Raw genomic sequence first — 18800 nt, 5'->3', positions numbered from 1 at the left:
CGAATGGAAGGGCACTGGGCATCTGGGAGGCCGGGAAACTTTGGCTCGCATTTGGCGCGGGCAGCCGTAGAGGGCCGGATTTCACCGGACACAGTCGTACAGACGCTTGAAGCCGCTGATCTGGTTTCCCCAGGTCAGCGGCTTCTTCGTGCTGGTAGATCGTGGTGCCCCCGGCAGGATTCGAACCTGCGCCCCCGCCTCCGGAGGGCGGTGCTCTATCCCCTGAGCTACGGGGGCTCAGTGACCGACAAAGAGTAGCAGGTCCCCTTCGTGGCATCGAATCGGTATCCGGGTCCTCCGTTCGGCCGATGGCGTGTCGTGTCGATCATCAGCCCACAGCCGGTTAATCCGATCCGAGCCCTCTTCACCCCCGGTCACGATGTGGCGTTGCACCACTTCCACCCTCCGGAGGACCCATGAACAAGCGTCTGCTGGCGCCGCTGGCCACCGTCTCGCTGGCGGCCGTGGGCGCTGGGCTCGCCACGTTGTTCGCCCTGCCCGCGCAGGCGCACAACGCGCCGACGGCTCCCTACGACGCGGTGCTGCACCACGCGCACCACAACACCGAGGCGAAGATCTTCACCCGCGGCTGTACGGAGATCGGCAACCTGGCCGCCGCGGACAAGGACGGCTGGGTGTTCAACATCGCGCCGGACGAGTTCGACACCGCGATCGGCATGTGGGCGAAGTTCGACACCCCCGGTGGCCCGGTGACCACCTACATCAAGAACGGCGACGCCGACGCGTACCCGCACGGCTTCGCCAACGCCACCAACAAGCACCTGGCCTGGGTGGTCGTGCCGGCCGGCTGGACCGTGCTGGACGCCGAGGGCAAGAGCGTCGGCGGCAAGAACGTGGACCGGATCGTGGTCACGCACACCTGCGCGGGGGAGGGCGGCAACACCCCGTCGCCGTTCCCGTCGGAGTCGCCGAGCGGCACGCCGGCACCGGGGACGCCGACGCCCGGCACGCCGACCCCGGACTCGTCCGAGTCTCCGGGCACGAGCGGCACGCCGGACGTCCCGGGTGACTCGCCGTCGCCGTCGGAGCCAGGCCTGCCGGTGACCGGCGCTGCCGTGACCGTCTTCGCTTCGGTGGGCCTGGCCCTGGTCGTCGGCGGGGCGGGCACGATCTTCCTGGTGCGTCGCCGCCGGGACCTGCCGACCGAGGTCTGAGCGCGCAGCGATGAATGAGAAGGGCCCCGCCGGAGTTCCGGCGGGGCCCTTGCTCTGCGTGTCCGATCAGCGCTTGGCGAGCGTGGTCTGCAGTTTCTGCATCTCGGAGATCTCCAGCTGCTGGCGGGCCTTCATGCCCTTGGCGAGCCAGAGCACGTCGGGATCATCGGTCTGGGTCAGCACGGCGTCGACCATGTGCACGCCGCCCAGGTGATGCTTGATCATCATCTCCAGGAACAGGCGGTCGACGTCCTTGCCGGTGGCGTTCTCCAGCGCGGTCATCTCCTGCGAGGTGGCCATGCCGGGCATCAGGTTGCCGTTGGTCAGCGACTTGTCGCCGTCGGGCATCCAGGCCATGGGCTTGGCGTCGGAGTTGATGTTCAGGCTCCAGTCGCGCAGCCACTGGCCCATGATGCCGATCTGGGCCTGCTGGGTGAGCGCGATGTCCTCGCCGAGGACGCGCACCTCGTGCGCGTTGCCCTTCTTCGCGGCGATCATGGCCATGGCCACGGCCTGGGCATGGTGCGACGACATGTCGCGCGCGAAGCCGGCGGCGGCCGAGTCGTCGGCCGGCGTGGCAGGTGCGGCCAGCCGGGTCACGCCGAAACCGATGGCGAGCCCGACCAGCACCGCGAGCGCCACGGAGAGGGCCAGCCCTCGCGTGCTGAACCGAGGGCTGTTCCCCACGTCCGTCATGTCGCTCCTGTCAGCCCTGTTGCTGCTGCTGGGTGAGCGCGGCGACCTGCTGCTCGTTCAGCGGCTTGTCGCCGGTGGCGGTGTTGCCGCCCTGGCACGTCGCACCCGGCTCCTGGGTCGCGTTGACGCGCAGCGCGCCGATGAAGTCGTCGATCCGGGAGTCGCTCGCGTTGTCGACCTTGAGCTGGTAGGACCAGGCCTGCAGGGAGATGGGCTTGTCCAGGTTCTCGACCGGGCTCATCAGCATCATCTCCTTGCCCTCGACCTTGGCGGCCAGCGCGGCCACCTGATCGGCGGGCAGGTCCTTGCGGTACGTGATCCAGACGGCGCCGTGCTCCAGGCTGTGCACCGCGTGCTCGTTCGGGATCGGGGCCTCGTAGACGTCGCCCATGCACTGCTGCCACACGTAGCTGTGGGTGCCGCCGACCGGCGGGTTCTGGTCGTACTTCTCCGGGTTGTACGTGTGGTTGCTCTTGAGCTCCGTCGTCACGTGCGTGATGCCGTCGATGGCGTTGGCGCGCGTCTCCCAGTCGTAGCCCGCGCCGCCCGGCCGGAACGCCGCCCAGGCGCCCCAGCCGATGATGCCGACCGCGATCAGGCCGACGGCGGCGAACATGGCGATGGGACCCCAGTTGCGGCCCTGGTTGACCTTGACAGGCGTGATCGGCTTCTTGGGGCCGCCCTTGACGCCCTTAGGCGGGGTCTTGGCACCGCCGCCGGTGGCGGGCTTGGCGCCGGCCGCGGGCTTGCCGCCGACCTTCACAACATTGGGGCGGTGCTGCTCGCCGCCTTGCGTGCTGATGCTCATCGTGGTGTCCGTCACATCGAGGGGTGGGCGCGCCCGCCGTGCGGTGGGACGCAGAGGGCCGAAGTCTACCCGGTTAGCATGGCCGGGTGACTCCCGCGAATATCGCCGATGCTGTCCTGACCGCCGCAAAAGCCGTCTTCACGGCCCGCGGCCTCGACCTGGCGGCCCTGCCGGCGGCGGCGACGGTGGAGCGTCCGCGCAACCCGGAGCACGGAGATTACGCCACCAACCTGGCTCTTCAGGTCGCCAAGAAGGTCGGCGCGAACCCGCGCGACCTCGCCTCGGCCCTGGCCGCGGAACTCAGCAAATTCACAGGGATCGCTGCTGTGGAGATCGCCGGGCCGGGCTTCCTCAACATCCGGGTGGACGCGGCGGCGGCGGGGGAGCTGGCCCGCCTGGTCGTCACCGAGGGCGCGGCGTACGGGCACGGCACGGCGCTGGCCGGGGTGAGGCTGAACCTGGAGTTCGTGTCGGCGAACCCGACCGGCCCGATCCACCTGGGCGGGGTGCGCTGGGCCGCGGTCGGCGACGCGCTCGCGCGGCTGCTCAAGGCGGCGGGCGCGGACGTCACCACCGAGTACTACTTCAACGACGCCGGGTCGCAGATCGACCGGTTCGCCAAGTCGCTGCGGGCCGCGGCCCGCGGTGAGGCGACGCCGGAGGACGGCTACGGCGGCGCGTACATCGCCGAGATCGCCGAGGCGGTCAAGGCCAAGCACCCCGGCGCGGACGACCTGGAGACGTTCCGGGTCGAGGGCGTCGAGCTGATGTTCGCGCAGATCAAGTCGTCGCTGGCCGAGTTCGGCACGCACTTCGACGTGTACTTCAACGAGAAGGACCTGCACACCAAGGGTGAGCTGGACCTGGCCCTGGAGCGGCTGCGGGCGCAGGGGCACCTGTTCGAGGCCGACGGCGCGACCTGGCTGCGCACCACCGACTTCGGCGACGACAAGGACCGGGTGCTGCGCAAGAGCGACGGCGACTGGACCTACTTCGCCGCCGACTGCGCCTACTACCTGGACAAGCGGGAGCGCGGCGCGGAGAAGGTCGTCATCATGCTGGGCGCGGACCACCACGGTTACGTGGGCCGGATGCGCGCCATGGCGGCGTGCTTCGGCGACGACCCGGACGTCAACCTGGAGATCCTCATCGGGCAGCTGGTGAGCCTGGTCCGCGACGGCCAGCCGCTGCGCATGAGCAAGCGCGCGGGCACCGTGGTCACCATGGAGGACCTGGTCGAGGCGATCGGCGTGGACGCCTCCCGGTACGCCCTGGCCCGTTACAGCAGCGACTCCCCGATCGACATCGACGTGGACCTGTGGACGCGGGCCGGCAACGAGAACCCGGTCTACTACGTGCAGTACGTCGCCGCGCGCACGGCCAGCATCGCCCGCATGGCCGCGGACCTGGGCCTGTCCCGCGACCATGCCGAGTTCGACGCGTCGCTGCTGTCGCATCCGAAGGAGCTGGAGCTGCTCAAGGCGCTCGGCGATTACCCGGGCGTGATTTCCGGCGCCGCCGAACTGCGAGAACCGCACCGGGTGGCCCGCTACCTGGAGTCGCTGGCGGGCGACTTCCACCGCTTCTACGACAACTGCCGGGTGCTGCCCATGGGGGACGCACCGATCGAGCCCGTCAACGTCGCCCGGCTCTGGCTCAACGACGCCACTCGCACCGTCATCGCCAACGGCCTCGGCCTGCTCGGCGTGACCGCCCCTGAACGGATGTGAACGACCTTGCGCGCACATGAGGCCGGTGCCCTGCACGGAGACTTCGGGCACCAGGGACCTTCCTGGCTGCGTACGCCCGCTGATGTGAACGAGCTGATGACGCCGCTGTGGCCGCGGACCGCGACCAAGGACGACGCGGGTGTGCTGCGGGTCGGCGGCCGGGACGTGACCTCCCTGGCGCAGGAGTTCGGGACGCCGGCGTACGTGCTGGACGAGGAGGACTTCCGGGCCCGCTGCCGCGACTTCAAGCAGGGCTTCGCGGGCGCGGACGTGTACTACGCGGGCAAGGCGTTCCTGTGCCGGGCGATCGTGCGCATCCTGGTCGAGGAGGAGATGAACCTCGACGTGTGCAGCGGCGGCGAGCTGCGCACCGCGCTGGCCGCGGGCATGGACCCGGCGCGCATCGCGCTGCACGGCAACAACAAGTCGGTACGCGAGCTGACCCGCGCCGTCGAGAACGGGGTGGGCCGCATCGTGGTCGACTCGTTCGACGAGATCGAGCGCCTGTCGGCGATCGCCCGCGAGCGCGGGGTCCGCCCCCGCGTCATGATCCGGGTGACCGTCGGTGTGGAGGCGCACACCCACGAGTTCATCGCGACCGCGCACGAGGACCAGAAGTTCGGCTTCTCGCTGGCGGGCGGCAAGGCGTTCGAGGCGGCCCGGCTGATCCTGGAGCAGGACACGCTGGAGCTGCGCGGCCTGCACTCGCACATCGGCTCGCAGATCTTCGACACGTCGGGTTTCGAGGTCAGCGCCCGGCGCATCCTGACCCTGCAGGAGCGCATCCGCACCGAACTCGGCGCGGAGCTGCCCGAGCTGGACCTGGGCGGCGGCTTCGGCATCGCGTACACCAGCCAGGACACGCCGTCGCCGGCCGCCGACCTGGCCGAGCGGATGTTCAAGATCGTGGCGGACGAGTGCCGCGGCCTGGAGTTGGCCCAGCCGCACCTGTCCGTGGAGCCGGGCCGGGCGATCGTCGGCCCGTCCACCTTCACGCTGTACGAGGTCGGCACCGTCAAGCCGCTCGACGGCCTGCGCACGTATGTGAGCGTGGACGGCGGCATGAGCGACAACATCCGCACCGCGCTGTACGACGCGTCGTACTCGGCGACGCTGGCGTCACGTGCGTCACAGGCGGAGCCGATTCTTGCCCGCGTGGTGGGAAAACATTGTGAGGCTGGGGACGTGGTGGTGAAGGATGAATTCCTGCCTGCCGACGTCCGGCCCGGAGATCTTATCGCGGTGCCCGGCACGGGCGCCTACTGCCGGAGCATGGCCAGCAATTACAACCACGTGCCGCGGCCGCCTGTCGTGGCGGTGCGGGACGGGCAGGCGCGGGTGATCGTGCGCAGGGAGACCGAGGACGATCTCCTGGCGTTGGACGTGGGGTAGGGCGCGATCTCGCCCCTGCCAGGTTGAGCGTTACGGGAGACGAAGTGGCTGACTCGGTCAAGGTGGCGTTGCTGGGATGCGGCGCCGTCGGCTCGGAGGTCGTACGCCTGCTGCACGAGCAGGCCGACGACCTGACGGCGCGTATCGGCGCACCCGTCGAGCTGGTCGGCATCGCCGTACGCAGAGCGGGCCGGGACCGGGGCGAGCTGCCGGTCAGCCCCGACCTGTTCACCACGGACGCCCTCGGCCTGGTCAAGCGCGACGACGTGGACGTGGTCATCGAGGTGGTGGGCGGCATCGAGCCCGCCCGCACCTGGCTGGTCGAGGCGCTGCGCGCGGGCAAGTCCGTGATCACCGGCAACAAGGCGCTGCTCGCCGAGGACGGCGGCAGCCTGCACGACGCCGCCGCCGAGGGCGGCGCGGACCTGTACTACGAGGCGTCGGTGGCGGGGGCGATCCCGCTGCTGCGCCCGCTGCGCGAGTCCCTGCACGGCGACCGCATCACCCAGGTCACCGGCATCGTCAACGGCACCACGAACTTCATCCTCTCCGCGATGGACGCCACCGGCGCGGGCTTCTCCGAGGCCCTCGAAGAGGCGACCGCGCTGGGCTACGCCGAGGCCGACCCGACCGCCGACGTCGAGGGCTTCGACGCCGCGGCGAAGGCCGCGATCCTGGCCGGCCTCGCCTTCCACACCCGGGTGAAGGCCGCCGACGTGTACCGCGAGGGCATCACCGAGGTCAGCGCGGCCGACGTGGCCAGCGCCAAGGCGATGGGCTGCACGATCAAGCTGCTGTGCATCGCGGGCCGCACCGCCGACGGCGGCGTCAGCGTGCGCGTGCACCCGGCGATGATCCCGCGCACCCACCCGCTGGCCGGGGTCGGCGAGGCGTTCAACGCCGTGTTCGTCGAGGCCGAGGCCGCCGGGCAGCTGATGTTCTACGGCCGCGGCGCGGGCGGCGCCCCGACCGCGAGCGCCGTGCTCGGCGACCTGGTCGCCGTGGGCCGCAACCGCCTGGCCGGGGTGCGCGCCGCCAGCGAGTCCGCCTACGCCGACCTTCCGGTCCACCCGATGGGCGAGGTCCGCACCCGCTACCACGTCTCCCTCGACGTCGCCGACCGCGCCGGCGTCCTCGCCGCGGTGGCCGGCGTCTTCGCCCGCCACGACGTCTCCATCGCCACGGTCAACCAGTCCGGCCGCGGCGACGAGGCCATCCTGGTCATCGTCACCCACTCCGCCCCCGACAGCGCGCTGGCTGCGACGGTCGCCGAACTCCGCACCCTCGACTTCGTCCGCGCCGTAGCCTCCGTCCTCCGGGTCGAGTTCTAACCCGCCCACCGTAGTCCGCGCGCCGTCGATCATGAACTTGTGGACGTGTTCGACGGCGTGTCACCACCCTGGGGCCGTGATCGACCTTTAGGTTGGCGCGGCCGGGTGGCGGAGGCCGCGCGGTGGGGTGGGGTGCCCGTGGGCCGACGTCCCGGAGGGTGGAACCTGAGTGGTGGTGTCGGCGGAGAGACGGCAAGGTACTCGATGACACTCGGTAAGGAGGCCAGCATGTGGCGTGGGTTGATCGAGCAGTACCGGGACCGGCTGCCGGTGACGGACAAGACGCCCGTGATCACGCTGCACGAGGGCAACACGCCGCTGGTGCCCGCGCCGGTGCTGTCCGACCGCACCGGGTGTGACGTCTACCTGAAGGTCGAGGGCGCGAACCCGACCGGCTCCTTCAAGGACCGGGGCATGACGGTCGCCGTCTCGACCGCCGTCGAGCACGGTGCGAAGGCGATCATCTGCGCCTCGACCGGCAACACCTCCGCCAGCGCCGCCGCGTACGCCGCCCGCGCCGGCATCACCTGCGCCGTGCTCGTGCCGCAGGGCAAGATCGCGCTGGGCAAGCTCGCCCAGGCGCTCGTGCACGGTGCGAAGCTGCTGCAGGTCAGCGGCAACTTCGACGACTGCCTCGCGATGGCGGGCAAGCTGTCCCAGGACTACCCGGTGGCGCTGGTCAACTCGGTGAACATCGACCGGCTGCACGGGCAGAAGACCGCCGCGTTCGAGATCGTCGAGGCGCTCGGCGACGCGCCGGACATCCACTGCCTGCCGGTCGGCAACGCCGGCAACATCAGCGCGTACTGGATGGGCTACAACGAGGACGTCGCGGCGGGCAACGCCACGAAGGCCCCGAAGATGTACGGCTTCCAGGCGGCCGGCTCCGCCCCGATCGTCAACGGGGCGGTCGTGGCCAACCCGTCGACGATCGCCACCGCGATCCGGATCGGCAACCCGGCCTCGTGGACCAAGGCCCTGGACGCGCGCGACGCGTCGGCCGGCCTCATCGACGCGGTCACCGACCGGGAGATCCTGTCGGCATACCGGCTGCTCGCCCGCGAGGTCGGCGTCTTCGTCGAGCTGGGTTCGGCGGCCAGTGTCGCGGGCCTGCTGCAGGCGTCCGCGGCCGGCAAGGTGCCGCACGGCTCGCGCATCGTGTGCACGGTGACCGGGCACGGGCTCAAGGACCCGGAGTGGGCCATCTCCACCGCGCCCGCCCCGACCACCATCGGCAACGACCCGCTCGCCGCCGCCCGCGAACTCGGCCTGGCCTGACCTGACCAGGGGCACCCGTGTTCGCGGCGCGCCCCGTCCTGTCATCGACGTTGGCCTATCACATCGACTGCGGAGCCCGCATTTTCGATGAGATAGGCCAACGTCTGTGAAAAGCCGGGCGGGCGGCGGCCAGGCTGAGCCGGGTTCGCGGCATGCGGATCGGGGTGCACGTCACAGCGTGCCCGGCGTCCGTGAGATCGCTCTCAGGTGTACGGTGCCTACGTGCTCAGGGTCCTTACGCGTAGCGCCGACTTCCGCCGCCTGTTCCTCGCCGAGGTCATCGTCTTCGGGGCGGACTGGTTCGTCATGGTGCCGCTGCTGGTGCTGCTCAACCGGGAGACCGGGCAGGGACTCTGGGGCGGCCTGGCGCTGGCCGTGGAGACCGGCACCGTCGCGCTGCTGCTGCCGTACGCGGGCACCATCGCCGACCGGTTCAACCGCAAGCACATCCTGATCGCCTCGAACCTCTCCGCGCTCGTCGCCGTCGGCGGCCTGTTCCTGGTGCGCGGCCCCGGGGCGGGCCCGATCGCCCTCGTCGCGCTGGGCGCGCTCGCCGCGGCGAAGGCCTTCTACACCCCGGCCGCCAACGCCTCGGTGCCGAACCTGGTGGACCCCGCCGACATGGGCCCGGCGATGGCCGTCAACGGCACCGCCTGGGGCACCATGACCGTGGTCGCCTCGTCGCTGGGCGGCCTGGTCACCGAGTGGTTGTCCCCGTACGCCTGCTTCGGCCTGGTCGCGGTCAGCCTGCTGACCTCGGCGCTGCTGACCTCGCGGATCAAGCGGCCGACCCAGGGCCTGCTGCCGACGGTGTCCCGCCCGGCGTTCGCGGCGATCCGCGAGGCGCTGGGTTACCTGCGCCGCGAGCCGCGGCTGCTGGCGCTGGTCACCGTGAAGTCGGCGGTGGGCACCGGCAACGGCCTGCTGGCCACGTTCCCGCTGATCGCGGCGACCTTCGGGGTCGGCGCGCGCGGGCTGGGCCTGATGTTCGCGGTGCGCGGCCTGGGCAGCGTGGTCGGCCCGTTCCTGTTCCGCGCGGCGCTGGCCCGGCCGCACTGGCTGTTCCCGGCGCTGGCGCTGTCCATGTCCACCTACGGCCTGGTGTACGTCGGCGTGGCCGCGGCGGGCTGGTTCCCGCTGGTGCTGGCCGGCATCTTCCTGGCGCACGCGGCCGGCGGCGGCAACTGGGTGATGTCGAACTACGCCATCGCGCAGGAGGTGCCCGACGAGCTGCGCGGCCGGGTCAACGCCACGGACACGATGATCGCCATGCTCGCGGTGACCGCTTCCCAGCTGGTCGTGGGCGCGTTCGTGGACACGGTGGACTGGCGGGTGCTGGTCGCCTGCTGCGGCGTCACCACGCTGTCGTACGCGGTCGGCTGGTTCCTGGTCACCCGCCGCATCCCCACCCAGGCCCCGGTGCCGGCACTCGCCGACTGACGCCTGCCGCCGCTCACCGTTGATCGCTCGACTTGCCAGGCAAGTGGGCGAAAGCGGGGTCAAGATACGCACGGGTGCCAGGCAAATCGGGCGATCTTGAGGGGAAGCGAAGTGGCTTGACACGTCCTGCTAGCTTGGTGATATCACTTCGATATGAGGAGTCGCCATGCAGCGTAAGGCGTTCCGGATCTCCGGGTTCATCATGGTTCTCGTGGCGCTGCTGGTGGCAGCCGCCATGGTCGCCGTCATCGCCGCGAACGTGGGCGTGCCGGGCACCGACGCAGCCATCGGCGTGGCCGTCGTGGTGGGCACTCTGCTGCTCGTGCTGATCGCGACCGGGTTCATCGTGATCAGCCCCAACGACGCCCGGGTCATCCAGTTCTTCGGCAAGTACGTCGGCACGATCGGCGAGCCCGGCTTCCACTGGACCTGGCCGCTGACCGAGAAGGCGAAGATCTCGAAGCGGGTGCGCAACTTCGAGTCCAACCGGCTGAAGGTCTCCGACGCCGACGGCAACCCGGTGGAGATCGCCGCCGTCGTGGTGTGGCGGGTCGTGGACACCTACGCCGCCAAGTTCGCGGTGGACGACTTCGCGCACTTCGTCGAGGTGCAGGCGGAGACCGCGGTGCGGCACCTGGCCACCAGCTACCCGTACGAGGCACACGCCAGCGGCCGGGCCAGCCTGCGCGACAGCGCCTCGGTCAGCGACGAGCTCACCGCCGAACTGCGCGAGCGGGTCACCCTGGCCGGCGTCGAGGTGGTCGAGTCGCGGATCACCCATCTCGCCTATGCTGCGGAGATCGCGCAGGCGATGCTGGCCCGCCAGCAGGCGCAGGCCATCGTCGCGGCGCGGTCCACCATCGTGGAGGGCGCGGTCGGCATGGTCTCCAGCGCGCTCGAGCAGCTGAGCGAGCAGGGGGTGGTCGAACTGGACGAGGAGCGCAAGGCGCAGATGGTGTCGAACCTGCTGGTGGTGCTCTGCGGTGACCGCAACGCGCAGCCGGTCGTCAACGCGGGCACCCTCTACTGAGGACATCGCGTGCCTGAACGCAAGAAACTGCTGCTGCGGCTTGATCCCGCGGTGTACGACGCGATCGCCCGTTGGGCGGCCGACGATCTGCGCAGCGTCAACGCGCAGATCGAGTACGCCCTGCGGACCGCGCTGAAATCGGTGGGGCGGCCGGTCGACCGCCCCACCGGGGCCACGTCCGACGACGGTGGTTCAGCCACCGACGAGGAACCTGACGACTGAACCGCTGACCGTCCATGGCGGACGGTGTCGCTACAACGGCGATCCAGGTGTCAGGACGGCGTTCTCGACCGCCGGCGGCCGACGCCGCCCGGCGAACACCGCGCCGATCAGCAGACCGGTCCAGACCAGGTGCATCAGCCACAGGATGAGGGCGACCACGCTGATCAGGGTGTAGCGGCCTTCGCCGCCGCCCTCGATCACCGAGCGGATCCCGAAGGCCTGCCACCAGGTGCTGATCACGAAGGTCACCGCGCCCAGGCCGGTGGCCGCGACGGTGAGAGCAGTGGCCAGCGAGCCGAGGCGGGCGCGTTGGGCCAGCGCCGCGATCAGGCCGGCGATCATCAGCAGTACACCGACGAGCTGGGGCAGGATGATGCCGAGCAGCGACAGGTCGAACGATTCCACGAACTCTCCCGAGGGGTGGGCGACCCCGACACCGTATCGAGCGCCTGCCATGCCCGGCTCCCGAGGAGTGGGCGGCCGGGCCACCGGATCGGCCGGGCGGCCCGTGCCCGGCCCTACCATGACGACCGTGACGATCTCCTTCGCGCCCGGGGCGTACACCGTCCACGCGCCCGCCACCAGCGCCAACCTCGGACCGGGCTTCGACGCCCTGGGCCTGGCGCTGGACCTCTGCGACGAGGTCACCGCCTGGGTGGCCGAGGACGGCAAGACCACCGTCGAGGTCACCGGCGAGGGCGCGGGCGAGCTACCGGCCGACGAGACCCACCTGGTCGTACGCGCCATGCGGGAGACGTTCGCCGAACTGGGCGCCCAGCCGGTGGGCCTGGGGCTGAGCTGCTACAACCGGATTCCGCAGGCGCGCGGCATGGGCTCGTCCAGCGCCGCGATCACGGCCGGGGTGACCCTGGCCAACGCGCTGGCCGGGAGCAGGCTGACCCGGGCCGACGAGGTGCGCATCGCGGGCCGGATCGAGGGGCACCCGGACAACATCGCCCCATGCCTGCTCGGCGGCTTCACCATCGCCTGGACCGAGGCGGGCGGGGCGCGGGCCGTGGCGCTGCCGGTGGCCGCGGAGATCCGGCCGACGGTGTTCGTGCCCGCCGTACGCGGCCTGACCGCCCACGCGCGGGCCGCGCTGCCCGCCACCGTGCCGCACGCCGACGCCGCCTTCAACGCGGGCCGGGCGGCCCTGCTGACCCACGCCCTGACCAGCGCCCCGAGCCTGCTCTTCCCGGCCACCGAGGACCGCCTCCACCAGGGCTACCGGGCCGCGGGAATGCCGGAGACCGCCGCCCTGGTTGCACAGCTGCGGGAAGCCGGTGTGGCCGCCGTGGTCAGCGGGGCCGGGCCGAGTGTCCTGGCGCTTTCGCCCGTGCCGTCCGGTTTCGAGGCGGGCGGCAGTTGGTTGGCACACACTCTCGCGGTGTTCGCTGGTGGCGCCCGTGTATCGGCGGGTAGGATCCCTGGTTAGAAACCGGGGCGTATCACCTGTCTTTTGCAGCATTTCAGACACGCCGAGTAGCCCGGTGTTGCCGCTGGTCTCAGTCGTTGATTACGCTCTAGGGCAGCACAGCCGCGAAGCGCCCGATCTTGCGGGGCGGCGTTACCGGAGCTCGGTTCAGACGGACACGTTAGCCAGACGGCCGTCCACCCCCAGTCCTATGCCTGCCGCAGACTGATCGCACGCTCCAGGCGTGTCCACGCCGTCGAATATGGACGGCGGCGGAACGCCGTCGTGACTGCGCGAAAACTCCCGTAGCGCTCTGGACGAGCACCACGGGTTTCCGAGGCCGCCCGGCCGCCAACTGTCGTAAGAAGACCCGGGCTGCCCCGGCCAATCGAGGGAAGGAATCCATTGAGCGACACCACCGACATGACGTCGGATGTCTCCCACGTCGCTGACGACGCCTCCACCGGCCGGCGCCGCCGCTCCGCCGGCAGCGGTCTCTCCGCGAAGCTGCTGCCCGAGTTGCAGACCATGGCAGCGGGGTTGGGTATCACGGGCACCGCACGCATGCGCAAGGGCGAGCTGATCGCCGCGATCACGGCCAGCCAGGGCGGTGGCGCACCGCGCCCCCGTGCTGACGTCGCCGCGGCCGCCGCACCGGCTCGTGAGGAGGTGCGGGCCGAGGTCCGCGAGGCGGCGGGCGAGTCCGCGCCGACAGCAGCAGAGGGCACCGAGCCGCGGGGCGAGCGCCGTAGCCGCCGCAACGCTCCGGAGCCCCGTGGTGAGGCGGAGGCGCCGGCGGAGGGCCGCGAGAACCGTCGCGAGTCCCGCCGCGAGCGCGCTGAGCGAGGCGACCGGGGCGACCGTGCCGAGCGAGGCGACCGGGCCGAGCGCGGAGAGCGCAACGCCGACCGCGGCGAGCGCGCCGAGCGGGGCGAGCGTCCTGAGCGCGGTGACCGGCCCGAGCGCGGGGAGCGTGCCGAGCGCGGCGACCGCCAGGAGCGCGGCGAGCGTGCCGCCGACCGGGGTGGCGACCGTGGCAATGACCGCGGTCCGGACCGGGGTGGCTTCGACGGTGACGAGGACGGCGACGGCCGTCGTGGCCGGCGCAGCCGGTTCCGCGACCGCCGACGTGGCCGCGAGCGCGGCGAGACCGTCGGCGCGGCCGGTGGCGGCGGCGGCGAGCCGCACGTGGGTGAGGACGACGTGCTCGTGCCGGTCGCCGGCATCGTGGACGTGCTGGACAACTACGCCTTCGTGCGCACCACCGGCTACCTCTCCGGCCCCAACGACGTCTACGTGTCGATGTCGCAGGTGAAGAAGTACGGCCTGCGCCGCGGCGACGCCATCACCGGCGCCGTCAAGGCCAGCCGCGACGGCGAGCAGCGGCGGGACAAGTACAACCCGCTGGTGCGCCTGGACACCGTCAACGGCATGGAGCCCGAGGAGGCCCGCCGCCGTGGCGAGTTCTACAAGCTCACTCCGCTGTACCCGCAGGAGCGCCTGCGCCTGGAGACCGAGCCGCACATCCTCACCACCCGGGTCATCGACCTGGTCATGCCGATCGGCAAGGGCCAGCGTGCGCTGATCGTGTCCCCGCCCAAGGCCGGCAAGACCATGGTCCTGCAGGCGCTGGCGAACGCGATCACGAACAACAACCCCGAGTGCCACCTGATGGTCGTGCTGGTCGACGAGCGGCCTGAAGAGGTCACCGACATGCAGCGCTCGGTCAAGGGCGAGGTCATCGCCTCGACGTTCGACCGGCCGCCGCAGGACCACACCACCGTCGCCGAGCTGGCGATCGAGCGGGCCAAGCGCCTGGTCGAGCTGGGTCACGACGTGGTGGTGCTGCTGGACTCGATCACGCGTCTGGGCCGGGCCTACAACCTGGCCGCGCCGGCCTCCGGCCGCATCCTGTCCGGTGGTATCGACTCGACCGCGCTGTACCCGCCCAAGCGCTTCCTCGGCGCCGCCCGCAACATCGAGAACGGCGGCTCGCTCACCATCCTCGCCACGGCGCTGGTGGAGACGGGCTCCATGATGGACACGGTCATCTTCGAGGAGTTCAAGGGCACGGGTAACGCCGAGCTCAAGCTCGACCGGAAGATCGCCGACAAGCGCATCTTCCCGGCCATCGACATCGACCCGTCCGGCACCCGCAAGGAGGAGATCCTGCTGGCGCCGGAGGAGCTGGTCATCGTGCACAAGCTCCGCAAGGTCCTGCACTCGCTGGACTCGCAGGCGGCCCTGGACCTGCTGCTCGACAAGCTCAAGCAGACCCGGACCAACATCGAGTTCCTGATGCAGATCGCGAAGACCACTCCCGGCGAGTGACCTGAGCGAACAGACGGCAAGGGCCGGCACCGCGAGGTGCCGGCCCTTTCGTGTGTACGGGCTCAGCCCGCCTCGGCCGCCTCGACGATCAGGTCGGTGACCGGGCCGGGCTGTGAGGCCGGCGAGGCGTGGCCCGCGTCCAGCTCGATGGTGCGCCGGGTGCCAATGCGCTCGGCCATGCGGCGCTGGTTGTCCGGGTTGATCATGCGGTCCTGGGTGGAGACCGGGTACCAGGTGGGTTTGGCCCGCCAGGCCGGGGCGGTGACCGTGCCGCCGAACGTGGAGGCCAGGGGTGCCTTCTGCGTCACCGCCATGACCAGGCCCTCGTCGGCGCTCGTGCCCGGATCGGACAACGGCCCGAGATCGGGGGATGTGCAATTACCTTTCGGGATCTATTGTTTGTCTGAAGTTTTCCTTCAGGCATCCGCACTGCCGCGCGCGCCTCTCCGGAGGGGACTGCACTGGCGGCAGCACCCCACACCCCCGGGAGGAACCGTGCCTTCGCGAAGGCGGATACATCCCCTGCTCATAGCCCTGACCACGCTCACCGTGACCGCCGGAACGGCCCTGTCACAGCCTGCGGCGGCCGCGCTGCCCACCCCGGCGGGATCGGGGCAGGACGGCGGCGTCGTGGTCGGACCCGACTACGTGGACACCCCGACCAGCACCCGGCCCGTCGCGCCCGGCGTCACCCTGACCTCGTTCGACCGGTACGACGCCCGCGGTTTCCTGCGCGCCGACGCGCTCACCGTGGACCTGTCCGGCAGCGCCACCGTCGACTACGTGTTCCCGGGCGCGGTCGCGGCAACCCAGCCGCTGTCGCAGCAGCTGGCCGCCCGCGACGACAAGCGGGTCGTCGGCGCGGTCAACGGCGACTTCTTCGACATCAACAACTCCGGCGCGGCGCAGGGCGTCGGCATCCAGGGCGGCGAGCTGATCCAGGCCCCGATCGCCGGTCACCACAAGGCCGTCGGCTTCACCGCCGGTGACGTGGGCCGCCTGGTCGAGGTGTACTTCGAGGGCACGGCCACCCCCGACGGCGGCGCTGCGCTCGCGCTGAGTGGCTTCAACACGCACGTCCTTGGTGCGAACGCGATCGGGGTGTACACCGGCCTGTGGGGCGACTTCAGCCGGACCCGGCCGGTGACCGGGGCGGGCCGGGTCACCGAGGTCGTGCTGCGAGACGGGGCGGTCGAGTCCGTCTCGGCGACACCGGGCAGCGGGGCGATCGCCGAGGGCACCCAGGTGCTGCTCGGTCGCGAGGCGGGCGCGGACGCGCTGGCGGCGCTGACCCCGGGCACCCGGGTCGCGGTCGCCTACCGCCCGCGCAGCTCCGACGGCGGCGAGCTGACCACGGCCATCGGCGGCAACGCGTGGCTGGTGCGCGGCGGGCAGCTTGCCGACGGGGCGGTCGTGGACAGCGACAACCCGCGTAGCGCGGTCGGCTTCGACGCCACCGGCACGAAGATGTACCTGCTCACCGTGGACGGCCGGCAGGCCGACAGCCACGGCCTGACCCTGCGCGACCTAGCGGTGATGATGCAGCGCCTGGGCGCGCACGACGCCCTGAACCTGGACGGCGGCGGCTCGTCGACGCTGCTGGCCCGCGAGCCCGGCACGGCCGCGCCGCAGATCGAGAACGCGCCGTCGGACGGCAGCGAGCGGCCCACGCCCAACGGCCTCGCGGTGCTGTCGCCGGTCGGCACCGGACGGTTGAGCGGCTACTGGGTCGAGACCGCGACGGCCCCGATGACCGCGCCGACGCTCAACGACGTACGCGGGGGACGGCCGGACCGGGTCTTCCCCGGGCACTCCCGGCGGCTGACCGCGGCCGGGTACGACGAGACCTACGGCCCCGCGGCGGGCACCCCGTCCTGGAAGGTGTTCCCCGCGCTGTCCGGCCGCGTCGTCGACGGCTCCTTCCGCGGGCTGCTGCCGGGCGAGGCGACCGTCACCGCGTACCGCGGATCGGCGTCCGGGCAGCTCACCATGACCGTGCTGAACCGGCTGGAGCGGATCAGTCCGACCACCGGGCGGCTGTCGCTGGCCGGGACGGGCAGCACCGGGAGCTTCGGCGTGCTGGGCTTCGACCGGGACGCGCTGAGCGCGCCGATCGAGGCCGACGAGGTCCGGCTCGGCTACGACACGTCAGTCGTGGACATCGCCCCGGACGGGGCAGGCGGCTTCCGGGTCACCGGCAAGGCCGACGGCGGCACCGTGGTCGAGCTGACCGTCGACGGCAAGACGACACGGGTCGGCGTCACCGTCGGCTCGCGCGAGGTGGTCGTCGCGAACTTCGACGACGCCGCCGCGTGGAAGTGCACCACCGCACGGGCGACCTGCGCGGTCTCCGCCGTGCCGGGCCACGACGGGCTGGGCCTGCGCATGTCGTACGACTTCACCCAGTCCACCGGCACCCGCACCTCGTACGCGACCCCGCCGGCGCTCATCGAACTGCCGGGGCAGCCGCTCGCGGTCAGCATGTGGGTCAACCCGGAGGCCGGGCGGGGCGAGTGGGCGCGGCTGCAGGTGTACGACGCCACCGGCGCGCTCGTCCCCGCGTTCAGCGGGCCGTACCTCACCGGCACCGGCTGGCAGAAGATCGAGTTTCCGGTCCCGGCCGGGCTGCAGCACCCGCTCAAGTTCCGCTGGTTCTACCCCGCGGAGATCAAACCGGAGGCCTCCTACACCAACGCGATCGTCATCGACGACCTCGCCGTCAAGCTCCCGGCCACCATCGACGTCCCGGCCGACCCGGCGTACCAGCGGGATTTCGTGATCCGCGACGGCGCGGCGGCCGACGAGCCGTGGCGCTTCGCGGTCATGTCCGACGCCCAGTTCGTGGCCCGCAACCCGGACAGCGACCTGGTCCGCAACGCCCGCCGCACGCTGCGCGAGATCAAGGCCGCCGCGCCGGACTTCCTCGTCATCAACGGCGACTTCGTGGACGAGGCGGCGCCCGCCGACATCGCGCTGGCCAAGCAGATCCTCGACGAGGAACTCGGCGGCGCGCTGCCGTACTACTACGTGCCCGGCAACCACGAGATCATGGGACCGGGCAACCTGGACAACTGGCGGGCCGTGTTCGGCGAGACCCACCGCGTCGTCGACCACCGGGGCACCCGGCTGATCATGCTCGACTCGGCCAAGGGCACGTTGCGCGGCGGCGGGTTCGACCAGGTGCTGATGCTGCGCCAGGCGCTGGACGAGGCGGCCGACGACCCGGCGATCGGCTCGGTCGCGGTGTTCTTCCACCATCCACCCCGGGATCCCACGCCGGTCCAGGCCAGTGAGCTGGCCGAGGCGAAGGAGGTGGCCACCGTGGAACGCTGGCTGGCCGACTTCCAGTGGTCCTCGGGCAAGGGCGCGGCCATGGTGAACAGCCACGTCGGCACGTTCGCGGCCAGCGAGGTCGACGGGGTGGCGTACCTGATCAACGGGAACTCGGGCAAGGCGCCGTCCACCTCGCCCGCCGACGGCGGCTTCACCGGTTGGACCATGGTCGGCGTCGACCCGGTCAGCCCGCTGGAGTGGCTGGTGCCTCGGCTGTTCCCGCAGGCCGGAGTGGCGGACTGGTTCCACGCCGAGATCCGCCCGCACGTGGACGCGCTCGACCTGACCGCGCCCGCGACGCTCGCGGTCGGCGCGAGCGGGCCGGTGTCGGCCGTGGTCACCCAGGCCGGCCGGGCTGTTCCGGTGGCCTACCCGGTCTCGGCGGACTGGGCGGGCACGGTCCACATCGGCCCGGCGCGGACGGCTCCGCGTGACGCGGTCGCCGCGTACGACCCGGCGACCGGCCGGCTCACCGCCCTGCGCCGGGGCACCGCCACCCTCACCGTGACGGTCAACGCCGTCACCGCCACCACCACGATCACCGTCCCCTGACCCGCCCTCGAGCAGCAACTCTTGAAGACTTGCGGCCTCAGGAAGCTCCTGGGGCCGCAAGTCTTCAA

15 protein-coding genes and 1 tRNA gene are annotated in these 18800 nt (G+C 71.3%); 11 read left to right on the top strand and 5 right to left on the bottom strand.

Annotated features, from left to right (window positions below; all coding sequences use genetic code 11):
• Positions 1 to 162: 162 nt before the first annotated feature.
• Positions 163 to 237, bottom strand: a tRNA-Arg gene (locus tag AB0B66_RS01285).
• A 179-nt stretch (positions 238 to 416) separates the two neighbouring features.
• Between AB0B66_RS01285 and AB0B66_RS01280 the strand changes: the two genes are divergently transcribed.
• Positions 417 to 1175, top strand: a complete 759-nt coding sequence (locus AB0B66_RS01280) for an LPXTG cell wall anchor domain-containing protein (RefSeq protein WP_360520997.1) — start codon at positions 417 to 419, stop codon at positions 1173 to 1175.
• Between the two features lie 66 nt (positions 1176 to 1241).
• Here the strand turns inward: AB0B66_RS01280 and AB0B66_RS01275 are convergent, their stop codons facing one another.
• Both AB0B66_RS01275 and AB0B66_RS01270 read right to left on the bottom strand, forming a co-directional pair.
• Positions 1242 to 1871, bottom strand: a complete 630-nt coding sequence (locus tag AB0B66_RS01275; protein WP_360520994.1) for a DUF305 domain-containing protein — start codon at positions 1869 to 1871, stop codon at positions 1242 to 1244.
• Positions 1872 to 1881: 10 nt separating this feature from the next.
• Positions 1882 to 2679 (bottom strand): DUF3105 domain-containing protein, encoded by a 798-nt coding sequence (locus tag AB0B66_RS01270; protein ID WP_360520991.1) that lies wholly within the window; start codon positions 2677 to 2679, stop codon positions 1882 to 1884.
• 86 nt (positions 2680 to 2765) lie between these two features.
• Between AB0B66_RS01270 and argS the strand changes: the two genes are divergently transcribed.
• From argS to AB0B66_RS01235, 7 genes are all read left to right on the top strand, one after another.
• Entirely contained in the window at positions 2766 to 4409 is a 1644-nt protein-coding gene (argS, locus tag AB0B66_RS01265; RefSeq protein ID WP_360520988.1) for an arginine--tRNA ligase, read from the top strand.
• A gap of 6 nt (positions 4410 to 4415) precedes the next feature.
• Positions 4416 to 5801, top strand: a complete 1386-nt coding sequence (lysA, locus tag AB0B66_RS01260) for a diaminopimelate decarboxylase (protein WP_360520985.1) — start codon at positions 4416 to 4418, stop codon at positions 5799 to 5801.
• A gap of 44 nt (positions 5802 to 5845) precedes the next feature.
• On the top strand, positions 5846 to 7132 hold the full coding sequence (locus AB0B66_RS01255; RefSeq protein ID WP_360520982.1) for a homoserine dehydrogenase: 1287 nt from the start codon (positions 5846 to 5848) through the stop codon (positions 7130 to 7132).
• Positions 7133 to 7360: 228 nt separating this feature from the next.
• Positions 7361 to 8410 carry a threonine synthase gene (gene thrC / locus AB0B66_RS01250; RefSeq protein WP_360520979.1) on the top strand — a complete coding sequence of 350 codons (1050 nt, stop codon included), beginning with the start codon at positions 7361 to 7363 and terminating at the stop codon, positions 8408 to 8410.
• Positions 8411 to 8632: 222 nt separating this feature from the next.
• A complete protein-coding gene (locus tag AB0B66_RS01245) occupies positions 8633 to 9850 on the top strand; it encodes an MFS transporter (protein ID WP_360520976.1) in 1218 nt (405 codons plus the stop codon).
• Positions 9851 to 10016: 166 nt separating this feature from the next.
• The gene (locus AB0B66_RS01240; protein WP_360520973.1) at positions 10017 to 10880 is read left to right on the top strand and encodes an SPFH domain-containing protein; all 864 of its coding nucleotides are present in this window, start codon (positions 10017 to 10019) and stop codon (positions 10878 to 10880) included.
• Between the two features lie 9 nt (positions 10881 to 10889).
• Positions 10890 to 11102: a hypothetical protein gene (locus AB0B66_RS01235; RefSeq protein WP_360520970.1), complete on the top strand. Its 213-nt coding sequence runs from the start codon at positions 10890 to 10892 to the stop codon at positions 11100 to 11102.
• Positions 11103 to 11132: 30 nt separating this feature from the next.
• Here the strand turns inward: AB0B66_RS01235 and AB0B66_RS01230 are convergent, their stop codons facing one another.
• Positions 11133 to 11558, bottom strand: coding sequence for a hypothetical protein (locus AB0B66_RS01230; protein WP_360520967.1), 426 nt, complete (start codon positions 11556 to 11558; stop codon positions 11133 to 11135).
• A gap of 67 nt (positions 11559 to 11625) precedes the next feature.
• On the opposite strand from AB0B66_RS01230, the gene thrB reads away from it, so the two are divergent.
• Both thrB and rho read left to right on the top strand, forming a co-directional pair.
• A complete protein-coding gene (gene thrB / locus AB0B66_RS01225; RefSeq protein ID WP_360520964.1) occupies positions 11626 to 12537 on the top strand; it encodes a homoserine kinase in 912 nt (303 codons plus the stop codon).
• A 384-nt stretch (positions 12538 to 12921) separates the two neighbouring features.
• The gene (gene rho / locus AB0B66_RS01220) at positions 12922 to 14847 is read left to right on the top strand and encodes a transcription termination factor Rho (protein ID WP_360520961.1); all 1926 of its coding nucleotides are present in this window, start codon (positions 12922 to 12924) and stop codon (positions 14845 to 14847) included.
• A gap of 62 nt (positions 14848 to 14909) precedes the next feature.
• Here rho and AB0B66_RS01215 read toward each other — a convergent pair whose 3' ends face one another.
• The gene (locus tag AB0B66_RS01215; RefSeq protein ID WP_360520958.1) at positions 14910 to 15200 is read right to left on the bottom strand and encodes an alpha/beta hydrolase; all 291 of its coding nucleotides are present in this window, start codon (positions 15198 to 15200) and stop codon (positions 14910 to 14912) included.
• A 196-nt stretch (positions 15201 to 15396) separates the two neighbouring features.
• On the opposite strand from AB0B66_RS01215, the gene AB0B66_RS01210 reads away from it, so the two are divergent.
• Positions 15397 to 18732 (top strand): phosphodiester glycosidase family protein, encoded by a 3336-nt coding sequence (locus tag AB0B66_RS01210; protein ID WP_360520955.1) that lies wholly within the window; start codon positions 15397 to 15399, stop codon positions 18730 to 18732.
• Positions 18733 to 18800: the final 68 nt, after the last annotated feature.

The organism is Catellatospora sp. NPDC049111, assembly GCF_040648615.1.
In the GTDB taxonomy this organism is placed as follows: Bacteria; Actinomycetota; Actinomycetes; order Mycobacteriales; family Micromonosporaceae; genus Catellatospora; species Catellatospora aurea.
Note: the sequence above shows the minus strand (reverse complement) of the source record. Positions and strands in the feature narration are given on the sequence as shown.

What these genes read in the sequence shown, in the direction of transcription:
- AB0B66_RS01275 (WP_360520994.1), bottom strand. Translation starts at nt 1,871, where the DNA reads ATGACGGACGTGGGGAACAGCCCTCGGTTCAGCACGCGAGGGCTGGCC.
- AB0B66_RS01280 (WP_360520997.1), top strand. Translation starts at nt 417, where the DNA reads ATGAACAAGCGTCTGCTGGCGCCGCTGGCCACCGTCTCGCTGGCGGCC.
- thrC (WP_360520979.1), top strand. Translation starts at nt 7,361, where the DNA reads ATGTGGCGTGGGTTGATCGAGCAGTACCGGGACCGGCTGCCGGTGACG.
- thrB (WP_360520964.1), top strand. Translation starts at nt 11,626, where the DNA reads ATGACGACCGTGACGATCTCCTTCGCGCCCGGGGCGTACACCGTCCAC.
- AB0B66_RS01230 (WP_360520967.1), bottom strand. Translation starts at nt 11,558, where the DNA reads ATGGCAGGCGCTCGATACGGTGTCGGGGTCGCCCACCCCTCGGGAGAG.
- AB0B66_RS01240 (WP_360520973.1), top strand. Translation starts at nt 10,017, where the DNA reads ATGCAGCGTAAGGCGTTCCGGATCTCCGGGTTCATCATGGTTCTCGTG.
- AB0B66_RS01270 (WP_360520991.1), bottom strand. Translation starts at nt 2,679, where the DNA reads ATGAGCATCAGCACGCAAGGCGGCGAGCAGCACCGCCCCAATGTTGTG.